This is a genomic window from Campylobacter sp. LR291e (genome assembly GCF_008633915.1).
Classification (GTDB): Bacteria; Campylobacterota; Campylobacteria; order Campylobacterales; family Campylobacteraceae; genus Campylobacter_D.
Genome location: NZ_VJNV01000012.1, coordinates 1 through 21,145, shown reverse-complemented (window position 1 = coordinate 21,145; position 21,145 = coordinate 1). Strand labels below are relative to the sequence as shown.

General features: G+C 30.8%; 26 protein-coding genes. 1 reads left to right on the top strand and 25 read right to left on the bottom strand.

Annotated elements, in window-relative coordinates; all coding sequences use genetic code 11:
- Positions 1-77: 77 nt before the first annotated feature.
- The 10 genes from FMM58_RS02075 to FMM58_RS02030 all read right to left on the bottom strand — a co-directional run bounded on the left by FMM58_RS02075 (position 78) and on the right by FMM58_RS02030 (position 8,231).
- On the bottom strand, positions 78-299 hold the full coding sequence (locus FMM58_RS02075; RefSeq protein WP_150141807.1) for a DUF4006 family protein: 222 nt from the start codon (positions 297-299) through the stop codon (positions 78-80).
- Positions 299-1,177 carry a c-type cytochrome gene (locus FMM58_RS02070; RefSeq protein WP_150141806.1) on the bottom strand — a complete coding sequence of 293 codons (879 nt, stop codon included), beginning with the start codon at positions 1,175-1,177 and terminating at the stop codon, positions 299-301. The genes FMM58_RS02075 and FMM58_RS02070 overlap by 1 nt, the downstream gene beginning before the upstream one ends.
- Positions 1,177-1,440 carry a cytochrome c oxidase, cbb3-type, CcoQ subunit gene (locus FMM58_RS02065; RefSeq protein WP_150141805.1) on the bottom strand — a complete coding sequence of 88 codons (264 nt, stop codon included), beginning with the start codon at positions 1,438-1,440 and terminating at the stop codon, positions 1,177-1,179. The genes FMM58_RS02070 and FMM58_RS02065 overlap by 1 nt, the downstream gene beginning before the upstream one ends.
- A gap of 4 nt (positions 1,441-1,444) precedes the next feature.
- Positions 1,445-2,110, bottom strand: coding sequence for a cytochrome-c oxidase, cbb3-type subunit II (ccoO, locus tag FMM58_RS02060; RefSeq protein WP_150141804.1), 666 nt, complete (start codon positions 2,108-2,110; stop codon positions 1,445-1,447).
- Between the two features lie 11 nt (positions 2,111-2,121).
- Positions 2,122-3,588, bottom strand: a complete 1,467-nt coding sequence (gene ccoN, locus FMM58_RS02055; protein WP_150141803.1) for a cytochrome-c oxidase, cbb3-type subunit I — start codon at positions 3,586-3,588, stop codon at positions 2,122-2,124.
- 457 nt (positions 3,589-4,045) lie between these two features.
- On the bottom strand, positions 4,046-4,717 hold the full coding sequence (locus tag FMM58_RS02050; RefSeq protein WP_150141802.1) for a response regulator transcription factor: 672 nt from the start codon (positions 4,715-4,717) through the stop codon (positions 4,046-4,048).
- The gene (locus tag FMM58_RS02045; protein ID WP_150141801.1) at positions 4,704-5,915 is read right to left on the bottom strand and encodes a PAS domain-containing sensor histidine kinase; all 1,212 of its coding nucleotides are present in this window, start codon (positions 5,913-5,915) and stop codon (positions 4,704-4,706) included. Before FMM58_RS02045 ends, FMM58_RS02050 begins: the two co-directional genes overlap by 14 nt.
- Positions 5,912-6,565 carry a sulfite exporter TauE/SafE family protein gene (locus FMM58_RS02040; protein WP_411675284.1) on the bottom strand — a complete coding sequence of 218 codons (654 nt, stop codon included), beginning with the start codon at positions 6,563-6,565 and terminating at the stop codon, positions 5,912-5,914. The genes FMM58_RS02045 and FMM58_RS02040 overlap by 4 nt, the downstream gene beginning before the upstream one ends.
- Before the next feature lie 2 nt (positions 6,566-6,567).
- Positions 6,568-7,680 (bottom strand): glutamine-hydrolyzing carbamoyl-phosphate synthase small subunit, encoded by a 1,113-nt coding sequence (carA, locus tag FMM58_RS02035; RefSeq protein ID WP_150141799.1) that lies wholly within the window; start codon positions 7,678-7,680, stop codon positions 6,568-6,570.
- Positions 7,680-8,231: a DUF507 family protein gene (locus tag FMM58_RS02030; protein ID WP_150141798.1), complete on the bottom strand. Its 552-nt coding sequence runs from the start codon at positions 8,229-8,231 to the stop codon at positions 7,680-7,682. Before FMM58_RS02030 ends, carA begins: the two co-directional genes overlap by 1 nt.
- 146 nt (positions 8,232-8,377) lie before the next feature.
- Here FMM58_RS02030 and FMM58_RS02025 point away from each other — a divergent pair, with 146 nt between their 5' ends.
- The gene (locus FMM58_RS02025) at positions 8,378-9,139 is read left to right on the top strand and encodes a pseudouridine synthase (protein WP_150141797.1); all 762 of its coding nucleotides are present in this window, start codon (positions 8,378-8,380) and stop codon (positions 9,137-9,139) included.
- Here FMM58_RS02025 and FMM58_RS02020 read toward each other — a convergent pair.
- Genes FMM58_RS02020 through FMM58_RS01955 form a run of 15 tightly spaced genes read right to left on the bottom strand, consistent with a single transcriptional unit; the run spans position 9,136 to position 21,058 of the window.
- On the bottom strand, positions 9,136-9,672 hold the full coding sequence (locus FMM58_RS02020; protein ID WP_150180344.1) for a dTDP-4-dehydrorhamnose 3,5-epimerase family protein: 537 nt from the start codon (positions 9,670-9,672) through the stop codon (positions 9,136-9,138). The two genes, FMM58_RS02025 and FMM58_RS02020, sit on opposite strands and share 4 nt — an antisense overlap.
- Before the next feature lie 45 nt (positions 9,673-9,717).
- The gene (locus tag FMM58_RS02015) at positions 9,718-10,890 is read right to left on the bottom strand and encodes a DegT/DnrJ/EryC1/StrS family aminotransferase (RefSeq protein WP_150180343.1); all 1,173 of its coding nucleotides are present in this window, start codon (positions 10,888-10,890) and stop codon (positions 9,718-9,720) included.
- 44 nt (positions 10,891-10,934) lie between these two features.
- Complete coding sequence (locus FMM58_RS02010; RefSeq protein WP_150180342.1) at positions 10,935-11,825, bottom strand: FkbM family methyltransferase; 891 nt, start codon at positions 11,823-11,825, stop codon at positions 10,935-10,937.
- Positions 11,810-12,001 (bottom strand): hypothetical protein, encoded by a 192-nt coding sequence (locus FMM58_RS02005; RefSeq protein ID WP_150180341.1) that lies wholly within the window; start codon positions 11,999-12,001, stop codon positions 11,810-11,812. The genes FMM58_RS02010 and FMM58_RS02005 overlap by 16 nt, the downstream gene beginning before the upstream one ends.
- Positions 11,995-12,888 carry a transketolase family protein gene (locus tag FMM58_RS02000; RefSeq protein WP_150141793.1) on the bottom strand — a complete coding sequence of 298 codons (894 nt, stop codon included), beginning with the start codon at positions 12,886-12,888 and terminating at the stop codon, positions 11,995-11,997. The genes FMM58_RS02005 and FMM58_RS02000 overlap by 7 nt, the downstream gene beginning before the upstream one ends.
- The gene (locus FMM58_RS01995) at positions 12,885-13,673 is read right to left on the bottom strand and encodes a transketolase (RefSeq protein WP_150141792.1); all 789 of its coding nucleotides are present in this window, start codon (positions 13,671-13,673) and stop codon (positions 12,885-12,887) included. The genes FMM58_RS02000 and FMM58_RS01995 overlap by 4 nt, the downstream gene beginning before the upstream one ends.
- Positions 13,663-14,715 carry an NAD-dependent epimerase/dehydratase family protein gene (locus FMM58_RS01990; RefSeq protein ID WP_150180340.1) on the bottom strand — a complete coding sequence of 351 codons (1,053 nt, stop codon included), beginning with the start codon at positions 14,713-14,715 and terminating at the stop codon, positions 13,663-13,665. Before FMM58_RS01990 ends, FMM58_RS01995 begins: the two co-directional genes overlap by 11 nt.
- A 9-nt stretch (positions 14,716-14,724) precedes the next feature.
- Complete coding sequence (locus tag FMM58_RS01985; RefSeq protein ID WP_150180339.1) at positions 14,725-15,789, bottom strand: NAD-dependent epimerase/dehydratase family protein; 1,065 nt, start codon at positions 15,787-15,789, stop codon at positions 14,725-14,727.
- A complete protein-coding gene (locus FMM58_RS01980) occupies positions 15,782-16,312 on the bottom strand; it encodes a dTDP-4-dehydrorhamnose 3,5-epimerase family protein (RefSeq protein ID WP_150141789.1) in 531 nt (176 codons plus the stop codon). Before FMM58_RS01980 ends, FMM58_RS01985 begins: the two co-directional genes overlap by 8 nt.
- The gene (locus tag FMM58_RS01975) at positions 16,313-17,287 is read right to left on the bottom strand and encodes an NAD-dependent epimerase/dehydratase family protein (protein ID WP_150152048.1); all 975 of its coding nucleotides are present in this window, start codon (positions 17,285-17,287) and stop codon (positions 16,313-16,315) included.
- Positions 17,284-17,907, bottom strand: a complete 624-nt coding sequence (locus FMM58_RS01970; protein ID WP_223810435.1) for a hypothetical protein — start codon at positions 17,905-17,907, stop codon at positions 17,284-17,286. Before FMM58_RS01970 ends, FMM58_RS01975 begins: the two co-directional genes overlap by 4 nt.
- A complete protein-coding gene (locus FMM58_RS08855; protein ID WP_223810434.1) occupies positions 17,904-18,212 on the bottom strand; it encodes a hypothetical protein in 309 nt (102 codons plus the stop codon). Before FMM58_RS08855 ends, FMM58_RS01970 begins: the two co-directional genes overlap by 4 nt.
- Before the next feature lie 10 nt (positions 18,213-18,222).
- Positions 18,223-19,359, bottom strand: a complete 1,137-nt coding sequence (gene gmd, locus FMM58_RS01965) for a GDP-mannose 4,6-dehydratase (RefSeq protein ID WP_150141787.1) — start codon at positions 19,357-19,359, stop codon at positions 18,223-18,225.
- A complete protein-coding gene (locus tag FMM58_RS01960; RefSeq protein ID WP_150141829.1) occupies positions 19,356-20,735 on the bottom strand; it encodes a mannose-1-phosphate guanylyltransferase/mannose-6-phosphate isomerase in 1,380 nt (459 codons plus the stop codon). The genes gmd and FMM58_RS01960 overlap by 4 nt, the downstream gene beginning before the upstream one ends.
- 5 nt (positions 20,736-20,740) lie before the next feature.
- On the bottom strand, positions 20,741-21,058 hold the full coding sequence (locus tag FMM58_RS01955) for a hypothetical protein (protein ID WP_150180338.1): 318 nt from the start codon (positions 21,056-21,058) through the stop codon (positions 20,741-20,743).
- Between the last annotated feature and the right edge of the window lie 87 nt (positions 21,059-21,145).

The window sequence follows — 21,145 nt, the reverse complement described above, 5'->3', positions numbered from 1 at the left end:
TGGAGTTAAAACAGACCACACAGTAACAACTGCTGTTACAACTAAGGCTACAATAATCAAAGTTTCTACAATCTTATTCATTTTGTTTCTCCTTTTATAATAACATGGTCGTTTCTACTTGAACCAAACATTTTAATATCTTGCTTATTTTGCAAGGTATAAGGTGCTTGCATAACACTTTGTTGTGCACTAATACCCCAGCAAGTAAGCCCTACCAAAATAGAAAGTAACAAAACCACCGCTATTAACATACCTGTAAGACCATTTAAGGCAAATACACATCTACTTGAATTTTCCATTATTCACCCCTTGAAAGAGAAATTATATATTCGCCAACAGCTTGCTTTTGAATATCGTTTAATAAATCGCTACTAAATTTAGGCATAGAACCAATAGCCCCATTCTTACCTCTATTTAAGACCTCAACTATAAACTCAGATGACCCATATTTTGTTAAATCGGGTGCTAAAACCTCGCCACCTATTTTACCTGTGCCATCTTCGCCATGACAAGCAGTACAAGTTGCAAATACTTCCCTACCTCTTGCCACAAGCCCTTCATTAGCAGTTGTTTTAATGGCTGAAAGTTCTTTTGCCACATAAGCAGCCACAGCAGGAATATCTTCTTTTGCTATGCCTAAATCCGCAGCACTTGACATTTCACCCATTAAATAATCCATACCCTTAGAACCATTAGTAATAACTTCGATTAAGCCCTCTTCTGAGCCCCAAATTTTTAAATTTTGAGCCTTGCCATTAATGCCATCGCCTGTAATTCCATGGCATTGAGAACATTGTACTAAGAATAAATTCGTTCCCATAGCTATTTTATCTTCTTTTGAAAGATTTTGATATTTTTGTGCAAATCTTGCATTATGAGCTGCTACTTCTTCATTGTATTCACCTACTTGAGAATAAGAATTTAAAGGATATCCCCATAAAAAATACCAAATAGCCCATACAGTAAGAAGTAAAAATATCACAGCCCAACCCAAAGGAACAGCATTTTTAAATTCACCTATGCCATCCCAGTTATGTTCAGCAAGTTCAGCACTTTCTTTTTTAACTTTCATTTGTTGGAACATTCTACCAACAACCACAAGCGTGATTAAAATGATAAGAATGGCACCTACTAAAGATAACAAATTTACATTATCTTCTAAATTTAACCACTGCATTAAGCACTCCTTTTCTTTTCTAAAACACTATCATCAATTTCATCATCAAGGGCGAGTTTTGCGTATTTTTCATAGTTTCTCTCGCCTTTTTTTTCATTTTTATACAGATGAAACCAATATGAGTATAAAACCACCACTAAAAATAGGACAAGAAAGAAAAAGCCATATCCTTGAAAAATTTCCCACTCGCCCTTAGTAATGGCTGATAAATTTAGTGTCAATAAATTTTTAACAACACCAAAAACTACTTCTAAATCACCCATACTCTTACTTTAAGCTATTTAAATATGCAATCAAAGCAACGATTTCTTTAATCTCGCCTCTTGCAAAGGCATCTTTAATTTCTTGATTTTTCATTTGCTCAACGATTGCGGCTGCTTCTTCTTGAACTAAAGCTTTTGCTTCTTCATAAGTTCCAAGAGGAGTTTGTCCTTCTACATCGTAAGGTACATTAAATACCTTTTTAACTGTTAAAGCTTCAGCATAGGCTGTTTCTATATCTGCATTTGTTGAAAACATATGCTTATATGCTGGCATAATCGAACCAGGTACCACTGAAACTGGGTCATACATGTGATTTTCATGCCAATCAGCAGTTCTATAATTACCCACACGGGCTAAATCAGGCCCTGTTCTTTTTGAACCCCATAAAAATGGTCTATCATATGCAAATTCACCACTTACAGAATACATACCATATCTATCAGTTTCACTTTTAAATGGTCTTATAAGTTGTGAATGGCAAGCATTACAGCTATCTTTAATATAAACATTGCGTCCTGCAAGTTGCAAAACGGAGTAAGGTTTTTTACTTTCAACAGGTCTTGCATTTTCTGCAAAATGTGGTAAAACCTCAACAACACCAGCATAAGCTATAACTACAAACACTGCCACAGCAAAAAAGAATGGATTTTTTTCTAACCAACTAAACATTTCATCTCCTTTTATGCTGCCATAGGTGAAGCACTTTTTGGTTCTACGTCAAGTACTTTTCCACTAGCTATTGATTTATAAAGATTATAAGTAAAGATAAAGAAACCAACTAAATACAACAAGCCACCGATTGCCCTAATCCAATAGTAAGGGATGATAGCAAGAACAGTATCAATAAAGGTATATAAAAGACCACCATACTCATCAGTAGCTCTCCACATCATACCTTGAGTAATACCTGCTATCCACATTGATGCAAAGTATAAAACTATACCTGTGGTTTGTACCCAAAATTGAGTTTCCATTAAAGATTTACTATAAAGTTCTCTTTTGAAAATTCTAGGAGTCATATGATAAAGTGCTGCCATTGTCATAAAGCCAACCCAGCCAAGTGTTCCATCGTGCACATGTCCTGGAATCCAATCTGTAAAGTGTGCTAAAGCATTTACTGATTTAATTGATAATATCGGTCCTTCAAGTGTAGAGAACATATAAAAAGTAGAGGCTAAAATCATAAATTTAATCAAAGGACTTTCTCTTAATTGTTCCCATTCACCTTTCATTGTAAGTAAGATATTGATAGCTGAACCCCAAGAAGGCAAGATTAACACAACAGAAAAAACTGAACCCATAGTTTGCATCCAATCAGGAACGGTTGAATAGATTAAGTGGTGACCACCAGCCCATAAATAAACAAACATCAAGCCCCAAAACGCAAAAAGTGATAATTTATAAGAAAAAATCGGCTGACCACTTTCTTTTGGTAGAAAATAATAAATTTGTGCGATAATCCCAACTGTGAATACGAACGCAACTGCGTTATGTCCATACCACCATTGAACTAAAGCATCATTTGTACCAGCATACATAGAAACAGAATGCCACCAATTACCCATTCCACTAACAAAATAAGTAGGAACAGACATATTATTAAATAAATATAGCATAGCAATACCCAAGAAAGTAGCTATATAATACCAAAGAGAAATATAAAGAGTTTTTTCACGGCGAATTCCAATAAGCCCAAAAATGCTAACTCCCCACAAAACCCATACTACAACTACAAGAATATCCAAAGGCCACTCTAACTCAGCATATTCTTTTGAAGTAGAAACACCGGCAAAAAGTGTGATTACAGCAATTACCATAAGTATCATGTAAAGCCAAAAATGTAATTTTCCAATAAACATTAAAAAGCCAGATTCTGCCATACTTACTTTTAAAACGCGTTGTCCTATGTAATACCAAGTAGCCCAAATACCTGAAAGCATAAAGCCAAAGATTACACCAGAAGTATGTAGTGGTCTAAGTCTTGAAAAAGTCGCATACTCACCTGCTATATAATTTAAATCAGGGTATGCCATCTGAAAGGCTATAAGCGTCCCTATAGCCATGCCCACAATCCCAAACAATATGGTCGCAAACATAAAATATTTAGCAACCGTATAGTCGTAATTTAATACATTACCTGGATGCATTAAGTCTCCTTAAAAATTTAGATTAACATATTATTATAAGATAAATAAACAAAATTTTTTTTTAAAAAGATTCTTTTCATTAATTTTTTATTGTTTTTTTATCTAAAAAAAGATTTGATATTATTCTTATCCTAATTTTAATGGTCTTAAAATACCTAAATTTAGGCTATTAGATTACATTTTTTCTTTGTGAAATTTTTATTACAAAATAAAAATTTTATTGTGTATTTTTGAAATTTACTTAAAGTGAATAATGGCTTTTTCTTTTAAAATTGAAGCTTGAGTTATATTTGTAAATTATATTAAAAAAAATTTTTATCAAAAATATTTATTTAATTTATATTTAATTTTAAGCTAAAAATTTGTGAAAGTTAAAAAAGGCTAATTTTAGCATCGCTTTAAACAATGACTAGCCTTTAAGCACCTTTAAAAAAGTGTTTGAAGTCCCCTAGAAATATTACACATTGATTTTATATCCAAGTCCTGGAACATTTTTTATAAAATCACTACCTACCTTATCGCGTATCCTTTTTACAAAGGTTCGAACCGCAGTTTCTGTTACCTTTTCATCAATCCAGACATTTTTTTTAATATCATCGTGAAGTACTAAAACGCCGGGTTGCTTTATCATTAAACTTATAAAAGCAAGTTCTTTTTTAGTTAAGTCTATGTCTTTACCATCTCTTACGAGGGTTCTTTTTGTTTTGTTGAATTGATAATGTTCATTTATGTCTAATATGTTGCTAGCGTGAATTTTATTGCTTACAACAGATTCTAGCACCCTAAACAATTCTTCAATATCAACAGGCTTGATTAAATACTTATCAATACCTATATCAATAGACTTTAAAAGCCGTTCTTTTTCAGAAAACGCACTTAATACAATAATAGGCGTATCCTTTGCGATTTCCTTGATGCTCCTTGCCATATCAAGTCCATCCATTATAGGCATAGCAATATCGGTTAAAACTAGATTAGGATTAAATTTCTTAAATTTCTTTAAGCCCTCGTTACCATTTTGAGCCCCGATAACCTTATTAAAATACAAGGTTAGCATAGAAACTAAGCCTTCTCTAATTTTAGCCTCATCTTCTACGACCATAATAACTAAATCTTTAAAATCTTGCATAGCTGTCCTTAATAAATTTTAAAAATATCTCAATACAAACTCCATTTGCCACATTTCTTGCTTTGATACTACCCCCTAAGTTCTCCACAATCTGCTTACAAATGCAAAGTCCAACTCCAACGCCCTGACTCGGATGTTTGCTAGAAAAATATGGAAAAAAGATTTTATCCAAATTTTCTTCTTCAATGCCACCAGCATTATCCTTAATACTTATTTTAATATAATTTAGTCCAAATTTAGTAAAATTAACCGAAATTTCTTTATTTTTTTGCAAATTAAAAGCCTCAATTGAATTGAGAAGTATATTTGCAAAAACGCGCAGTAAGTCATTTTTATAGGCTAAAACCTTAAAATCTTGTTTAAATTTACATATTACTTTAATGTTATTTTTTTCAAGCATTTCAAATAAAATTTGTAACACTTCGTTTAATGTTTGTTTTAAAGAGGTGTAATTGTCTTCTAAATGTTGATTAAAAAAATTCCTAGAATTATCTATAAGTTCTGACATAGACTTAATAACATCCTTTGATTTTAGATAAATTTCACTAAAACCTCGTTCATCCTTCACCCTTTGTTTCATTTCAAACATAGCAATGCCTAGTTCATTTAAGGGCTGTCTCCATTGGTGTGCTATATCACTTACTAGCTTTTCAAGGCTTGTTTGAAGCACTCTTTTAAAAACTTCTTTGTGATTGGCGTCATTTTTTTGCAAGGCCTTTGTAAAAGAATCATTAAAATTTGCTAGTAATTTATCATTTTCTTTTTTATGTTTTTTGCTTATATTATCAAGCTGCATACTCATTTGCCTAAGTCTTATGTGGTGGATTATTAATTCTTCGCTTAATTTATAAGAATTACTTACATCATAGGATATTAAAATTCTTTCTTGCAAAATATTTTTATCATCTACAATAGGGATAATCTTAGTATCTAAGTAAAAAACCTCGCCCTTTTTATCTATGTGCTTAAAAATAACATGGTGAGTGTTTTGTCCCTTTAATAATCTATCAAAAAAAGTTTTATCAATATCAGGGTGTTTTAAAATATGATATTTTTGCCCTAAAAGTTCTTTTTGCGTATAGCCACTAATTTTACAAAAATCATCGCTCACAAAGCTAAATTCATCTTTTTCATTAAGTCTAACAAATATAAAATTATTTTTTAAGCTATCAAAAATTTGAGTTTGTACCCTTTTCATTTAAATCCTCTAAGTCCTAAATAGGCAAGTATTATGCCATAAAGTATGATTAATATATAGCTAAGTATGCTAAAAAGTTGTTTAAAATTTTGATTTAAGGCATTTGATATAAGGCTAAAAAATAAAAGGGCTGGCAGGGTTGAAAGTCCAAAAATAAGCATTATTAACGCCCCGTTTATTGAGTTTTTACTCATGGCACTAGCTAGGTAAAAATATACTAAACCGCAAGGGATTAAGCCATTTAAAAAGCCTAAGATTACGCCTCCTTTTATGCCTTTAAAATTCATAGCCCTTTTTATAGGAACTTTTAAGAACTTCTCATAGATAAAGGCATTTTCAATTAAGGCTAGAATTTTACCCCTAATTATCAAAGCAAGTCCTAAAAAAACCATAAAAAGACCAAGTAAGAAAAAAGAAAGATTTTGAATTTTAGCATTTATTGCCAAAATTGAGCCAAAACTACCAAATAAAAAACCCAGACAAACATAGGCTAAAATTCTAAAACTATGATAAACAAGGCTTAAGATAAAGGGATTTTGCTCATTTTGATTAAGTCTTACAAAGGCTATATTAAAGCCTCCACACATAGAATAGCAATGTCCAAAACTAGACAAAACAGCCACGCTAATAATGGCTAAAATTTCACTTATATTCACACTAATTTCATAAATTCTTTAAAAATATATCTACTTTCATGTGGGCCTGAGCTACTTTCTGGGTGGTGTTGGACCGATATGATTGGATAATCTTTATAACGAACGCCCTCAACATTATCACCAAATAAATTTCTATGCGTTATAAAGGCTACTTCGCTTAAATTTTCTGGTACATTATAATTATGATTTTGTGCAGTAATTTCTACCCTTTTATTTTCTAAATTTATAACAGGATGATTTGCCCCATGTTGTCCAAATTTCATTTTATAAGTTTCATAACCAAAGGCATTGCTTAAAAGTTGGTGCCCTAGACAAATTCCTAACATTGGAATTTTTGCCTTTGCTAGTTTTTTAATCTGTTCTATCTCATTTTGTAAAATTTTTGGCTCTCCTGGCCCATTTGATAAAAACACCCCACAAAGTTCGCCCTTATTAAATAAATCTATAAAGACCTCAGCCTTTGTATTAAAGGGATAAATTTCTAACTCAAAACCAGCTTCTACAAGCTCATTTAAGATATTTTTCTTAACCCCATAATCAATCACCGCTATTTTTTTACCACTTTTTTTAGCCAAGTTATATGCCTTGCCGTTCCAAATACCTTGATTATGCGTATAAGTTTGCTTAGTGCTAACTTCTTCTACTAAATTTGTCTCTTCTATCCTTTTGCTTGAATTAAGCTTTTCTTTAAGTTCATCTTTATCAAAAATTTCAGTAGATATAATAGCCCTTAAATTCCCAAAATCTCTAATTAATTTTACTAAGTACCTAGTATCAACATTGCAAATTCCAATTTTTCCTTGCTTAGCTAAATAATCACTTAAACTTTGCTGTGCCCTAAAATTTGAATAAAAAGAACTTAACTGCCTTAATATAATCCCACTTGCAAAAATCTCAGCACTTTCATTATCATCTTTATTTGTCCCAACTACGCCAAGTTCAGGCATAGAAAAAACTATAAATTGCCCTGCGTATGAAGGATCTGATATTATTTCTTGATAGCCTGTCATAGAGGTATTAAAAACAAGTTCAGCTACAAAGGTACCACCCTTACCAAAGGCACTAGCTTCTAAGTAAAGTCCATTTTCTAAATAAAGTACTGCTTTCATTAAAACATGCCTTTTTTGCGAAGTTCTTCTTCGTATAATTTTTCAAATAAAAGCTCGTATTCTTCACTGCCAGGAATAGGTTTATTTTTATAAGTATCTATTTTTTCATAAACTAAATCTTCTATATCTTCATAAATTTTTAAATAGCCTTCTATGCTTGAAAATATCAAATTCTTAACGCGATTTTCACTAACTACGAAATTTACAAAATCCTCATCTACTAAGGCATTTAAAATTTTATGGGCTAAGTGATTGTGCCTATCTTCTGTATTTAAAAAAACACCAAATTCATTAGCTAGTTGCTTTTTAACTAGCCAAAACATATTTTTCCTATCAACTTGTGCAAAATCTACATTATCTTCTTGTTCTTCTAATAAATCCTTTGCCCTTTCATCAAGTCTTCTTTCATTGGCTATATCTTCTTCTAAAACCTTTTTAATACATTGTTTTAGCTTATCTTCCTGGTCTTTTATCTCAATAAAAGATGCATTTTCAATATCAAGGATAATTTTATTCGTAATATAAGGAATATGAGGTAATTTTATACGCATTTTCAAACCTTTATTAATGATTTTGTAATAATAACCTATTTTAAGTAAAAAAATATTAAAAGAAAAAATTTTTTTCTTACTTTTATTTTTAACCTTGTTTTAAAATGCTTGAAGTTAGAATTAAACAATTTTTTTCAAGGATTTTTATGCGTATTAATAAATTTATCTCACATAATACTAAATACTCAAGAAAGGAAGCTGATAACCTTATAAAACAAGGCCTAGTTAAGATAAATTCTAAAATCGCACAGCTTGGAGATAGTATAAAAGATGATGATAAACTTTATATAAAGGGAACAAAAATTGCTAAACGCACTAAATTTAGCGTCATCATGTATCATAAACAAAGGGGTGAATTAGTTAGTAAAAAAGATGATAGGGGGCGAAAAATCATTTATGATAGCTTGCCAAAGGGCTTTTCATCGTGGGTAAGTGTTGGAAGGCTTGATTTTACCAGCGAGGGTTTACTTTTGTTAAGTGATAGCGTAAGTGTGGCAAATGCACTTATAAATAGTGATTTAGAAAGGGAATATTATTTAAAAATAAAAGGGCAAATTAGTGAAAAAGTAATTTTAGCCATGCAAGAAGGCATTAAGCTTCACAATGAAAAAAAAGGTGCTCACGCAAAAACAAAGATTACTTCAATGAAAATAGCCCCATTCTTAGACTATGAAATTTTTGGTTATAGTGGTGGTTTTACAAAGCTTAGGGTTATTATAAATGAGGGTAAAAATAGAGAACTTAGACGCTTTTTTGGGCATTTTGACCTAGAAGTTATGGATTTAAAAAGGGTAGCCTTTGGAGTGTTAGAACTTGGCATGTTAAAGCCTGGAAAGTACCGCTTTTTAGAAAATAATGAGTATGAAAAATTAAGGGATTTTTTAAGAGTTAATAACATTAAATACTAACCCTTATTTAACTTGTCCCTATCGCTTAATATAGGGCTTATATCGCCCCAGTCAATATTTACTTTTTTATCATTATAAGCTAAGGTTTGTTGATTTGGTGCGTCACAATACTCGCCATTATAGGCTAGTTTATAATAATACACCCCACCATTTTTAGAACTTATATAATGTGCGTTTCCTACATTTGGTGGCAGTAAAATTAAAAGCTGATTGCAAGGGTTTACAACAAATTTTTCATATTTTAAATAACTAGGACTATTTTTTCTTAAATCAACTACAACTTGAATTAACTCCCCATGTATGCAAGTAACAAGCTTATAAGTCTTATCATCATAATGAATCCCCCTTAAAACATTATAAGAAGAAGTTATAAATTTATCATGCTTAAAATGAATATCACTTGGCAATAAACTATCTAAATCATCATTATAAGCAGTCCAAATTTCACCCCTTAAATCCTTAAATTTACTAGGGCTTATGATATAAACGCCACTTATTATCTTACTTTCTTTAATATCAAAACAAATAGCCATTATGCAGCCTTTTTGCACAATGGCGTAAGTGTTTTTAAATTTAGTCTAACTCCCCCCCCCATTTAACACTTTTGCTAATTTATTTAAATGCTTGCTAATATCTACTTGGTGATTTCCTACAAAAAAGCCATTTGTATGCAAAATTTTAGCGTTTTTTAAATCCTTATAAATTTCATAATCAAAAAATTTCATTACTTCATTTTGAGTAAAATCACCTGCAACTATAGGTCTATATTCTATCCTTGCTTCTTCAAGCCTTTTTAAAACCTCTTTTCTATTTAGTTTTGAATCCTTTTTTATAATGAAAGAAAAGCCAAACCATGAGCTTTTTCCTATTTCTTCTTGTATTAAAAAATTTTTATTATCCTTAAAAAGTTCGCAAAATAATTTAGCGTTTTTTCTTCTTTCTTCTATAAATTTTGGTAATTTTATAAGCTGTTTAATACCTATAGCCCCACTCATTTCAACAGGCCTTACATTATAACCTGGCAGTATAAAGCGAAATGATTCACTAAAACAATCGTCACTTTTTTTACTTATTAAATTATCCTTTGGTAAATTCCTAGTCCAGCCATGTGCTCTAAGGCATAATAAAATTTGATAAAGTTCTTCATCATTAGTTACCACAAGCCCACCTTCCATAGTAGCCATATGATGAGAAAAAAAGCTAGAAAAGGTACCCATTATGCCAAAGGTGCCTGTTTGTTTTCCCTCAAAACTTGCCCCCATGCTTTCGCAGTTATCTTCTAGCAAAATTATATCCTTGTTCTTTATAATGGCATTAATCTCGTTAAAATCATTAGGATTACCTAACAAATTTACGCACATTATCATCTTAGTTTTATCGCTAATTGCACCCTTTAAGGCTGATAAGTCATAATTTAGAGTATTTAAATTTATATCAACAAATTTTAATTTAAGCCCATATTGATACAAAGGATAATAAGTAGTACTCCAAGATACAGCAGGAACTATCACCTCATCGCCTCTTTTTAATTTAGGCTTTTTAGTGTAAAATAAAGAGGCCACGGCTATTAAATTTGCAGTTGAACCTGAACTTGTCATAACAGTGTATTTTGAACCAACAAAGTTAGCAAAATCCTTTTCAAATTGGGCTACCTTTTTACCCATTGTAAAGGTATTATTTTTAATCACCTCAGCTATAGCGTCTAATTCTTCCTTATCCCAGGTAGAACTTGCTAAAATATAATCTTTCATAGTTATCCTTTAAATAAAAGCATTTTACAATATCTTTTTAAATACTAATCTAAAATTTCACAATACAAAGCAGTTTCGGCTGATATATTTGTATCAATTGGCTTATAAATTTTAAAGCTATAACCTAAATTCCACGATTCTATTAAGGGCTTTATCTCAAAAAAATCCCTAACCCCATGATATATACTAATTAACATTGCAGGTTTATATTTACAAATACTTTGTTTTGCACCTTGTAAAAAATCCATCTCAGCCCCTTCTATATCTACCTTTATAAAGCCTATATTTACATTTACTTCTTTTACAAATTCATCTAAACTTGTAATTTGTGCTAATTCTTGCGTTTTTAAATTTTTATCTATACAAGAACCTATCCCACCACTTTTTACATAAAAACTATCTCTTTGCTTACCAAGTCCAAGATTAAAGGGCTTAATCTTATCTTCAAGCTTGTTTAATCTTATGCTTTCTTTTAAAAGTGAGAAATTTTTCTTATCTAGTTCAAAGCTATAAATTTTTTTATTAGTAAATTTTGACAAAATCAAAGCACTATCACCAATATAAGCTCCAATATCCATAATATCCTTATCTTTAAGCTTATCCAAATGCCTTAAAACATGCATACTATGTTTATGATAAAACACAGAAATTTCAAAGGCTGACACAGGCAAATAAAAGCCATCATAAAAATATAAATTCTCATTAATCTTAAAAATTTTATTTTGAAAATTTTCCCTTATATCCTTTAAACAAGCCTTTTCTTTACTGGTTAAAAAGGGAAAAATATGCTTATTATTTTTATAAGTAAATTTAAGCCTATTGATTATGCTAAACACTACCTCACAACTTTTTTTATCCAAATTTTTAATTAATTTTGGCAAATGCGTATTTAAATACTTTTCATCAAAAAAGCCCTCGCTTAAAGAAAAGGCCAAAGACCCCCCCCATCTAAAACTAAATTTTTTGAAAAATCAATGCTCTTTTTAAAAAACAAAATTCCACAAAATCTATACTCATAAACTACAATCTTAGCCCCACCATGTGAAATTTTTACCTTTCTAAGCTTAGAAAATAAAAAAGAATGAAAATTTGAACCCTTTCTTTTTAACATCTTTCATCCTTTATAATTTTGTTAATTGTTACTTCTAAGCTATCTTTATCAAGGTGAAATTTTTTCCTTAAAAAATCTTGCTTTCCTATCTCGTGTATAAAGTGATTTTTAATGCCTATTTTATGCACATATCTTTTTAATTTATATTCTAAAAAGGAACCCAAACCACCAAAATTAAAATGTTCTTCAACTACTATTATAGTTTTAAACTTATGCATAAAATTTAAATTTTCTATGTTATTTGAATTTATAAAAGGCAAACTTGCAAGGGTAATATTTAAGCTTTTAGCTATATCAAAAAGCTCGTTTATAATCACAGAATGGCTTATTATTAAACAATCACTATCTCCACTTAAATGAATTTGCAAAGAAGTAATATCTCTTATATCTTGCTTATGTAAAATAGGGTCATTTGCCTTTGTAAGCCTAATATAACTTGGCTTATCGCTTTTATAAGCATACTCAAAACTTTTTCTTGCTTCTATGCTATCGCTTGGAGAAAAAATTTGTAAATTTGACAAGGTTAAGGCTAAGCCTATGTCTTCTACTGCATAATGAGTAATGCCACTTGGTGCATAAGTTAGTCCACTTCCTATGGCTATTAAAATAACGGGTAATTCTTGGTAGCAAATATCGTTTCTTACTTGTTCGTATGGTCTCATTAAAACAAAGGGGGCGATATTGTAATAAATTGCCTTTCTACCACTTAATGCTAAGCCTGCACAAAATCCTATAGAACAAGCCTCGTTAATGCCGGGGTTAAAATACTGCCTTTGATTTTGCTTAAATTCATCCCATAAACCAAGCCCTGCATCCCCTGCTACTAAAAATAATCTTTCATCATTTTTTGCTGTATTAATAATAATTTTTGCCACCTCGTTTCTCATTTTAACTCCTCTAAGGCAAGTTGTAATTCTTCATCACTTAACGCGTAATAATGCCAATGCAATTTATCTTGCATAAAGCTAACGCCCTTACCTTTAATAGTCTTGCAAATCAAACATAAGGGCTTAGAACCTTTATAATCATTAATCAAGCTAGAAATTTTTTCTATATCATGCCCATCACACTCAAAAACCTCCCAGCCAAATGCTAGTAATTTAGCGCTTAGCGAATTTAAGGGCAAAATATCATTTGTCCTAGCATAGGCTTGTAAGTTGTTATAATCAATTAAAAGCCTTAAGTTATTAAGCCTTAAAACAGGGGCTAACATAATGGCCTCCCAAACGCTACCTTCTTGGCTTTCCCCATCACCCATTAAACAAAAGACCTTTCTAAATTTAGCCCCCTTTTCAAAATTTAATTTTAAACTCAAAGCAATTCCAAGGGCTATTGGCAAACCATGGCCTAGGCTTCCTGCTGAACTTTCTATAAATTCATTGCTAAATTTATCTAAATGAGCTGGCAAAGTGCCATTATTTTGATAAAAACTATCTAAACTTTCCTTGCTTAAAAAGCCTTTATGATAAAGCGTAACATACAAAGACAAAGCTGCATGGGCCTTTGAGAGTATAAAAATATCCCTATTTGCAAAGTCTTCTTTATTTATATACATTACCTTAAAATAAAGGGCTATTAAGATATCTATGCAAGAAAGATTTGAGCCTATATGAGAACTTTTAGCCTTATTTGAAATTTTTAAAATGTCTTTTCTTAACTCCTTACTTAACATTTTTCACCCCTTTTAATTCTTTATCAAAAAAACTTTGAAAATACTCAATACTTCTTTTAATGCCATAATCAATCGATTTAAAATTAGCCTTTTCAAATTCGTTTGTATATTTGCTAATGTCTAAAACCACGTTTTTATAAGCACCCTCAACGCCCTTATCTTCTTTTGGGCTTATAAGCTTTGCATTTGTATATTTTGCTATGATTTTGGCGATATCTTTTATCCTAGCCCCATATCCACCATAAAATGCCCCACTTATATTATAAATTCTTTCTTTGCCATTTAACAAAACATTTAAAAGCATTTCTATAGCATCGCTTATATAACAAATTTGCCTACTTGCAAGACCACTATCCATCATCTCAATTTTGCCTAAAATCAAGGCTTTTTTGATAAATTCAGCTATAAATCTTTTATCATCAAATTTAACTCCAGGACCATAGGCTATGGCAATTCTTGCAATTTTAATGTCGATTTTATCAGCGAAACTTTGGGCTATTAATTCTCCCATCCTTTTAGCTTCTCCATAAATAGAAGAAATTTTACTTATATCAATATTGCCTTTATAAATCTCTCTTATACCAAAATGCAAAGAATCATCCACTTCGCCATAAATAGAAGATGAACTTAAAAATAAAACCTTAGCTTTATTACTTTCTGCCCTTTGTAATAACTCATAAAAAGAATTTACATTTAAATTTATGCTTTGATATAAATTTTGAAGTACCTTTTTAGGTTGGGCGTAAGTTGCTGCGTGTATCAAATAATCAAAATCTACATTTAAGCCTTGTTTACTTAAATCAGAATTTAAATAAGTGATATTTTCATCCCTTGGCAAAGTTAAATTTGGCTTTGAAAAAGAATGGGCTATTAATTTTAAATTTAGCCTTTCTTTTTTGTCTATAAAATATAAAAAAGAAAGTAAATTACTACCTATTAGCCCATTACTGCCCGTTATTAAGATAGTTTTATTTTTTAGTTTTTTAAGGTTTAAAACGCAAATTTCTTCATAGTCTTTTTGTAAAAATTCATATAATTTCATTTAATCCTCCTAAGCACTTTTAAGGAAGATTAAATTGTTAAGAACTAAATCCCCCCCCCCATAAGTGTTTTTATACCACTCATACATCATTTTAATACCCCTTTCTAAGTCAATTTTACTTTTCCATCCAAGTGAATTTATCTTTGAAGTATCCATGAGACGAGGCATTGTGTTATCTGGCTTATTAGCATTAAATACTAAGTCCCCATTAAAGCCAACTATCTTTTTAACCATTAAGGCAACTTCTTTTATGGAATAATCCACCCCACTTCCTATATTAAGCAAGGCATTATCCTTTAAGTCCTTAAAATCCACATTTTGCATTACATAAAAGGACGCACTTGCAAAGTCTTGGCTGTGTAAAAATTCCCTTCTAGTCTGTCCTGTTCCCCAAATTTCTACGCTTTCTTTGCTTATGCTAAAATCACTAAGGTATTTTTTAGCATCCTTTAAGCTCATATTTAAATCTTTTAAAACTAAATCTTCTTTATCTTCTTCTAACAATCTTGCAAGGTGAAATTTTCTAAGCAAAGCAGGTAAAACCCTAGCATTTGCAAGGTCAAAATTTGCACTTATGCCATAAAGATTATTTAAGGCTAGACATAAAAAATTTGTGTTATATTGTAAGTTAAAGGCCTCGCAAAGCATAGCTGTATGAATTTTTGAAAGCCCATAATAACTCACGCTTTTTTCTAACTTTGAATCAAGCAAGCTTTCTTCTTTTATAGGGTTTATAGCATTTTTTGCATACATATAGCCTGAACCATAACAAATAAGCTTTTTAATCTTATTTTCATAAGCACTGTATAAAATATTATTTGCTATCATGGTATTTACATATAAAAAATCAGCCTTTTGTAAGGTATTTGCAACCCCACATGGTAAAACTGCACATAAAAATACAAAATCAGGTTTTTCACTTTTAAAAAACTCGCTTACTGCTTTTTGATTTGTTAAATCTAATTCTTTGTGATTTTTATATACTAAATTCGTATAGCCATTTTTTAATAAATACTCCTTTATAGCACTTCCACCACTTCCCATGTGCCCTGCAATGTAAATTTTACTATCCATGGTTAAGGTCTCTACTACTTAATATAGGATCTATATCGCCCCAGTTTATATTAATGCTTTTATCATTGTAAGCAAGACTAAATTGCTCATGTACGTCAAGGTACTCGCCTGTATAAGCATATTTATAATGATACAAAGCTTCGTTAGATTTTACAAAATACGCATTACCCATATTTGGTGGCATTAAAATAAAAAGTTGATTGTCTTTATTTATGATAAATTTTTCCCATTTTAGATAGGTAGGACTTTCCTTTCTTAAATCAACTACAACTTGAATAATCTCCCCATAAACGCAACTTACTAATTTATAGGACTTAGAGTCTCCATGAATTCCTCTTAAAACATTTTTGCAAGATAGGGAAAATTTATCGTGTTTAAAAAAAAGATTCTTTGGTAAAAGCTTTTCTATGTCATCTTTGTAAAATGAAGTATAAATACTACCTCTGTTATCCCAAGCTATATTTGGTTTTATTATAAAAACCCCTGCTAACTTAGATTCTTGTATATCAAAACTAAATCCCATTTACGCCACCTTGCTAGGGATTTGTTTTGTGGTTTTGTTAAGACCTAATCCCCCCCCCGTTAAGGTACTTTTATAATACTCATAAGTTTGCATAATTCCTCTTTCTAAATTAGTATAAGTGTCAAAGCCAAGGGCTTTTAACTTAGAAATATCAAGCAATTTTTGCTTCATTCCAACAGGCTTAGTTAAATCAAAACTAAATTCTCCTTTATAACCAAGCACCCTAGCTACTATTTTATAGTACTGCAAAATACTATAATCCTTTCCCGTGCCTACATTTAAATTATTTGGCAGGTTATTAAAATTTTCAAGCGAAAAAAAGCAAATTTTAGCTAAGTCACTTGCATACATAAATTCCCTTTTTGCACTACCATCCCCCCAAATTTCAACTATATTTAAATCATTGCTTTTAGCAAAATGAATTTTTGCAATGATAGCTGGGATTAAATGGGCGTTTTTGTCAAATTTATCAAATTTGCCATATAGATTACAAGGTATCAAGGTCTTATAAGTTTTATTTTTATCTTCTTTGTTTATATACTCACAAAGCCTAGTATTTAAAATCTTAGCCAAGGCATAGCCTTCATTTGTAGGTTCTAAACTAGCACTCAAAATTAAATTTTCTTTTAAAAGCCCGTTAAAATCCTTTGGGTACATGCACGAACTTGCTAAATTTAAAAAATTTTTTATATTATTTTCAAAGCAAGAAGTTATTAAATTTAAACCCATATAAGCATTATGTACTAAAAACTTAACAGGATTTGCTACATTTGCTGCAATGCCCCCAACTAGCCCTGCTGCATGGATTACATAATCAATTTTATTTGCCTTTAAAAAGCTATCAATTGCCCCTTTATCTAATAAATTTAACTCATACTTACTAGGGGCTAAAATTTTATAATTTTTAGCAAATTCACATTTTAATATGTTTTGCCCTACCATGCCTCTACCGCCTGTTAAAAATATAGTCTTCACCTATCAAGCCTTTCAAAATAAAGTGGTAATTCTGGATTATATGGCACACTTGGATAATCTAAATTCTTTATATTTCCACCCTTTTTATAATAAACTTGCTTATACTTACTTGCTATATCCTTTCTTAAAAAGCTTACTTCAATGGTAGTACTAAAAAATAAGCCCCTAGAATAAAAAATTTTTCCATGGTTATTTAAATGCGTATGAAAGGGCGTAAATTCGCTATTTAATTTATTTAAAATCTTTATCCTTTTTTCAAAGCCACTTGATTCTTCTGGATTACACCCATGAAATTCAAAGATAATTTGAGAAAAATACCTTTTTAGCTCCCTTATATCTAAATTTTCTAGCATATCCCATTCGCTATTTTCTATATCACATTGCAAGATATTTTCATCACCTTTAAGCTCATTATCCTTTAAAACTTTCTCAAAGGTGATATTTAAATCATCGTTTTTATTTGATATAAATTTCTTATGAAAGCTTATATTTTCATGCTTATAAGGTGAGTTTTGTATACTTGCATCATACTCTATAACCTTAACGCCTAAATTTGCCATTTCCAAATCCCAAGGAGAATGCTCACTTACCCCAAGAGAAAGGGCTTTTATCTTACTCAAATCCCCCCCCCCATTGAGTGCATTACATAGCCTCCATCGTTCTTGCCACCTATGCGAGTTAAATTTTTTCTAGGTAGCTTTAATGGTCTTAAAAGCCTTAGATAGCTTTTTACATTTTCAAAACACCCCTCATTATGATTAATTCTAATATAATTTTTATCCCTATTTTGAAGCAATAATAATAAAAGTTCTTTGTCTTTTTTATCAATGCTTAAATTTAAAATGATTTGTGACATTAAAAGCTGGTAGTTTAATTCGTTATTTAGTTTTAATTTTTCATTTAAATTTTGCAAAAACGTTTGCATTTTTAGCTCCTTATTCAAAATATCTTAAAATGGTATAACCACCATTTTTAAGATAAACATCTTTTTTCATCATTTTTAAATCACTTTTCATCATATCATTTACCAAATCTTGCAAGTTAAACTCTCTACTCCACCCTAATTTTTTTTCTGCTTTACTAGGGTCACCAAGCAATATATCCACCTCAGTTGGTCTAAAATACCTTTTATCAACCTCAACTACTACTTGCCCCTTTTGTAAATGGCTAAAATCAAGCCCAAGCTCACTAGCCCTATTTAGGTCTAAATCATCAATTATTCCCTTTTCATCTAAGCCACTGCCCTTAAAATCAAGCTTTATTCCACAATATTCAAAAGCAAGTCTTACAAAATCACGCACCATAGTAGTTTGACCCGTGGCTATTACCCAGTCTTCTGCCTTTTCGTATTGTAAAATTAACCACATCATTTTTATATAATCTTTTGCATGTCCCCAATCCCTTTTTGCGTCCAAATTTCCTAAATATAACTTATCTTGCAAATTTAAGGCTATTTTAGATGCTGCACGAGTGATTTTTCTGGTTACAAAGGTTTCACCTCTAACAGGGCTTTCATGGTTAAATAAAATTCCATTACAAGCAAAGATATTATAAGCTTCTCTATAATTTATAGTAATCCAATAAGCATACATTTTTGCCACTGCATAAGGGCTCCTTGGATAAAAAGGGGTGTTTTCATTTTGTGGAATTTCTTGTACCTTGCCATATAATTCACTAGTTGAAGCTTGATAAATTCTAGTTTTTTCAATAAGTCCTAAAAATCTAACTGCATCCAAAATTCTTAAAGTTCCAACTCCATCGGCATTTGCTGTATATTCTGGCGTTTCAAAACTAACCCCTACATGAGACATTGCTGCTAGATTATAAATTTCATCAGGTTGAATTTGGGCTATTAACTTTGTTAAATTCATAGAATCTGTCATATCCCCAAAGTGTAAGTGAAATTTGCTATCTTTACTATGATGACCTTCAAATAAATGGTCTATTCTATCAGTATTAAAAAGCGAAGACCTTCTTTTTATGCCATGTACTTCGTATCCCTTTTTTAATAAAAACTCGGACAAATAAGCCCCATCTTGACCTGTAACCCCTGTAATTAAAGCCTTTTTCATAATTTACCTCTGTTAAAATCATCTTCTATTCTTACTATGTCATCTTCTTTTGTGTATTCTCCAACTTGAACCTCTATTAAGACAACTGGAATTTTGCCCTCATTGCTAAGTCTGTGAGTATGCCCCATTTTTACATAAATTGACTCATTTGGCCTAACAAGTCTTATTTCATCTTCTACTTGCACACTAGCCGTACCACTTAAAACTATCCAGTGTTCGTTTCTATGAAAATGCTTTTGTAAAGAAAGCCTTTTTCCAGGTCTAACCACTATCCTTTTTATCTTATAGCCCTTTTCATCTTCTAAAGTAGTATAAGTACCCCAAGGTCTGTGCATGGTTATAGGGGTCGTTCCTATATCATCATTTTTGATATTTTCATAAATTTCTTTTACCCTTTGAGCTGACTCTTTTTTACCAATAAGCAAGGCATCATCGGTGTCAATAATCATTAAATCATTAATGTCAATGGTGGCTATAAATTTTTTATTTGCCAAGACAAAATTATTATAAGAATCTAAAAATATACCCTTTGCGTTGTTAAAATTGCCATTTTTATCGCTTTTAAATTCCTTAGACAAAGACTCAAAACTACCAACATCACTCCATCTTATATCGCTTTTAACGACCTTGATTGAGCCTGATTTTTCCATTAAGGCATAATCAATGCTTAAATTTGGAAGTTCTTGCATATCTTTTTCATAAATTTTTACTAAATTTTCTTGCTTTAAGGCGTTATTAAAGGCATTTAAAGAACTTTCATAAATATCGGGTGCAAATTTTTGCATTTGTTCTAAGAAAAAACCAACCTTAAAGGCAAACATGCCCGAATTAAATAAATATTCTTTTGACTCTACAAATTCTTGTGCCCTTTGAAAATCAGGCTTTTCAAAAAAGCCACAAACCTCGTTTTCATTTTTAAATTTAATGTATCCATAACCCGTTGATACAAAATCACAAGTTATCCCAAAAGTAACTAAAAAATTTTGTTCTGCTAACTCCTTAGCCTTTAAAACTGCCTTTTGATAGGCTTCTTCATCTTTTATTAAATGGTCACTTGGAGTAACTAAGACAATATCATCCTTATTTAAGGATAAACAAGCTAGGCTAATGGCAGGGGCTGTATTTTTACCAAAGGGTTCTAATATATAAGAAGTGTTGGAATTTTCATTAAGTTCATTGATTTGGTCAAGTGCTAAAAAGTATTGAGAAATATTTGAAACTATCAAGGTTTTATCGCAAAGCTTTAAATTTCTTTTGAAGCAAAGTTGAAACAAGGAAAAATTGTCAAAAATTTGCAAAAATTGCTTAGGCATAAAGGTTCTACTTAAGGGCCAAAGCCTAGTACCACTGCCTCCGCAAAGTATGATATTTACCATTTTTTTCATTTTTTATACCTTGCCTTTAACTCTGTTCTATCTTTAAAATAAAACTTAATCAAATATCCACGCCATTTATTTTTATAAGCTTTTATAAAAGCAAGTCCTAATTGATAAGAAAAATATTCCTTTATCTTTAAGGCTTCTTTATAATCAAAATAACTTTCAAGAGGTCTATAATTTGTCTCTTTTAATGAATTTTTTAACCTTATAAACTTAAAACAATTTTTATCGCCAAATATATTTACTAAATAGAGATTGTAACATACAGCACTTAGTCTAGTCCCAAGTCCATCAAGTTTATTACAAATTATATAATTCATTTTTACAACCATAATACAAAATTCTAAAACTTCTAATTTCCACACATTTTCCATTTAAACCAAGACAAAAAAAGTTTGAAAATTGCT

Excerpts from the sequence above, each read along its gene's own strand:
- FMM58_RS02075 (WP_150141807.1), bottom strand. The coding sequence starts at position 299 with ATGGAAAATTCAAGTAGATGTGTATTTGCCTTAAATGGTCTTACAGGT.
- FMM58_RS02070 (WP_150141806.1), bottom strand. The coding sequence starts at position 1,177 with ATGCAGTGGTTAAATTTAGAAGATAATGTAAATTTGTTATCTTTAGTA.
- FMM58_RS02065 (WP_150141805.1), bottom strand. The coding sequence starts at position 1,440 with ATGGGTGATTTAGAAGTAGTTTTTGGTGTTGTTAAAAATTTATTGACA.
- ccoO (WP_150141804.1), bottom strand. The coding sequence starts at position 2,110 with ATGTTTAGTTGGTTAGAAAAAAATCCATTCTTTTTTGCTGTGGCAGTG.
- ccoN (WP_150141803.1), bottom strand. The coding sequence starts at position 3,588 with ATGCATCCAGGTAATGTATTAAATTACGACTATACGGTTGCTAAATAT.
- FMM58_RS02050 (WP_150141802.1), bottom strand. The coding sequence starts at position 4,717 with ATGCAAGATTTTAAAGATTTAGTTATTATGGTCGTAGAAGATGAGGCT.
- FMM58_RS02045 (WP_150141801.1), bottom strand. The coding sequence starts at position 5,915 with ATGAAAAGGGTACAAACTCAAATTTTTGATAGCTTAAAAAATAATTTT.
- carA (WP_150141799.1), bottom strand. The coding sequence starts at position 7,680 with ATGAAAGCAGTACTTTATTTAGAAAATGGACTTTACTTAGAAGCTAGT.
- FMM58_RS02030 (WP_150141798.1), bottom strand. The coding sequence starts at position 8,231 with ATGCGTATAAAATTACCTCATATTCCTTATATTACGAATAAAATTATC.
- FMM58_RS02025 (WP_150141797.1), top strand. The coding sequence starts at position 8,378 with ATGCGTATTAATAAATTTATCTCACATAATACTAAATACTCAAGAAAG.
- FMM58_RS02020 (WP_150180344.1), bottom strand. The coding sequence starts at position 9,672 with ATGGCTATTTGTTTTGATATTAAAGAAAGTAAGATAATAAGTGGCGTT.
- FMM58_RS02015 (WP_150180343.1), bottom strand. The coding sequence starts at position 10,890 with ATGAAAGATTATATTTTAGCAAGTTCTACCTGGGATAAGGAAGAATTA.
- FMM58_RS02005 (WP_150180341.1), bottom strand. The coding sequence starts at position 12,001 with ATGTTAAAAAGAAAGGGTTCAAATTTTCATTCTTTTTTATTTTCTAAG.
- FMM58_RS02000 (WP_150141793.1), bottom strand. The coding sequence starts at position 12,888 with ATGAGAAACGAGGTGGCAAAAATTATTATTAATACAGCAAAAAATGAT.
- FMM58_RS01995 (WP_150141792.1), bottom strand. The coding sequence starts at position 13,673 with ATGTTAAGTAAGGAGTTAAGAAAAGACATTTTAAAAATTTCAAATAAG.
- FMM58_RS01990 (WP_150180340.1), bottom strand. The coding sequence starts at position 14,715 with ATGAAATTATATGAATTTTTACAAAAAGACTATGAAGAAATTTGCGTT.
- FMM58_RS01985 (WP_150180339.1), bottom strand. The coding sequence starts at position 15,789 with ATGGATAGTAAAATTTACATTGCAGGGCACATGGGAAGTGGTGGAAGT.
- FMM58_RS01980 (WP_150141789.1), bottom strand. The coding sequence starts at position 16,312 with ATGGGATTTAGTTTTGATATACAAGAATCTAAGTTAGCAGGGGTTTTT.
- FMM58_RS08855 (WP_223810434.1), bottom strand. The coding sequence starts at position 18,212 with ATGCAAACGTTTTTGCAAAATTTAAATGAAAAATTAAAACTAAATAAC.
- gmd (WP_150141787.1), bottom strand. The coding sequence starts at position 19,359 with ATGAAAAAGGCTTTAATTACAGGGGTTACAGGTCAAGATGGGGCTTAT.
- FMM58_RS01960 (WP_150141829.1), bottom strand. The coding sequence starts at position 20,735 with ATGGTAAATATCATACTTTGCGGAGGCAGTGGTACTAGGCTTTGGCCC.
- FMM58_RS01955 (WP_150180338.1), bottom strand. The coding sequence starts at position 21,058 with ATGAATTATATAATTTGTAATAAACTTGATGGACTTGGGACTAGACTA.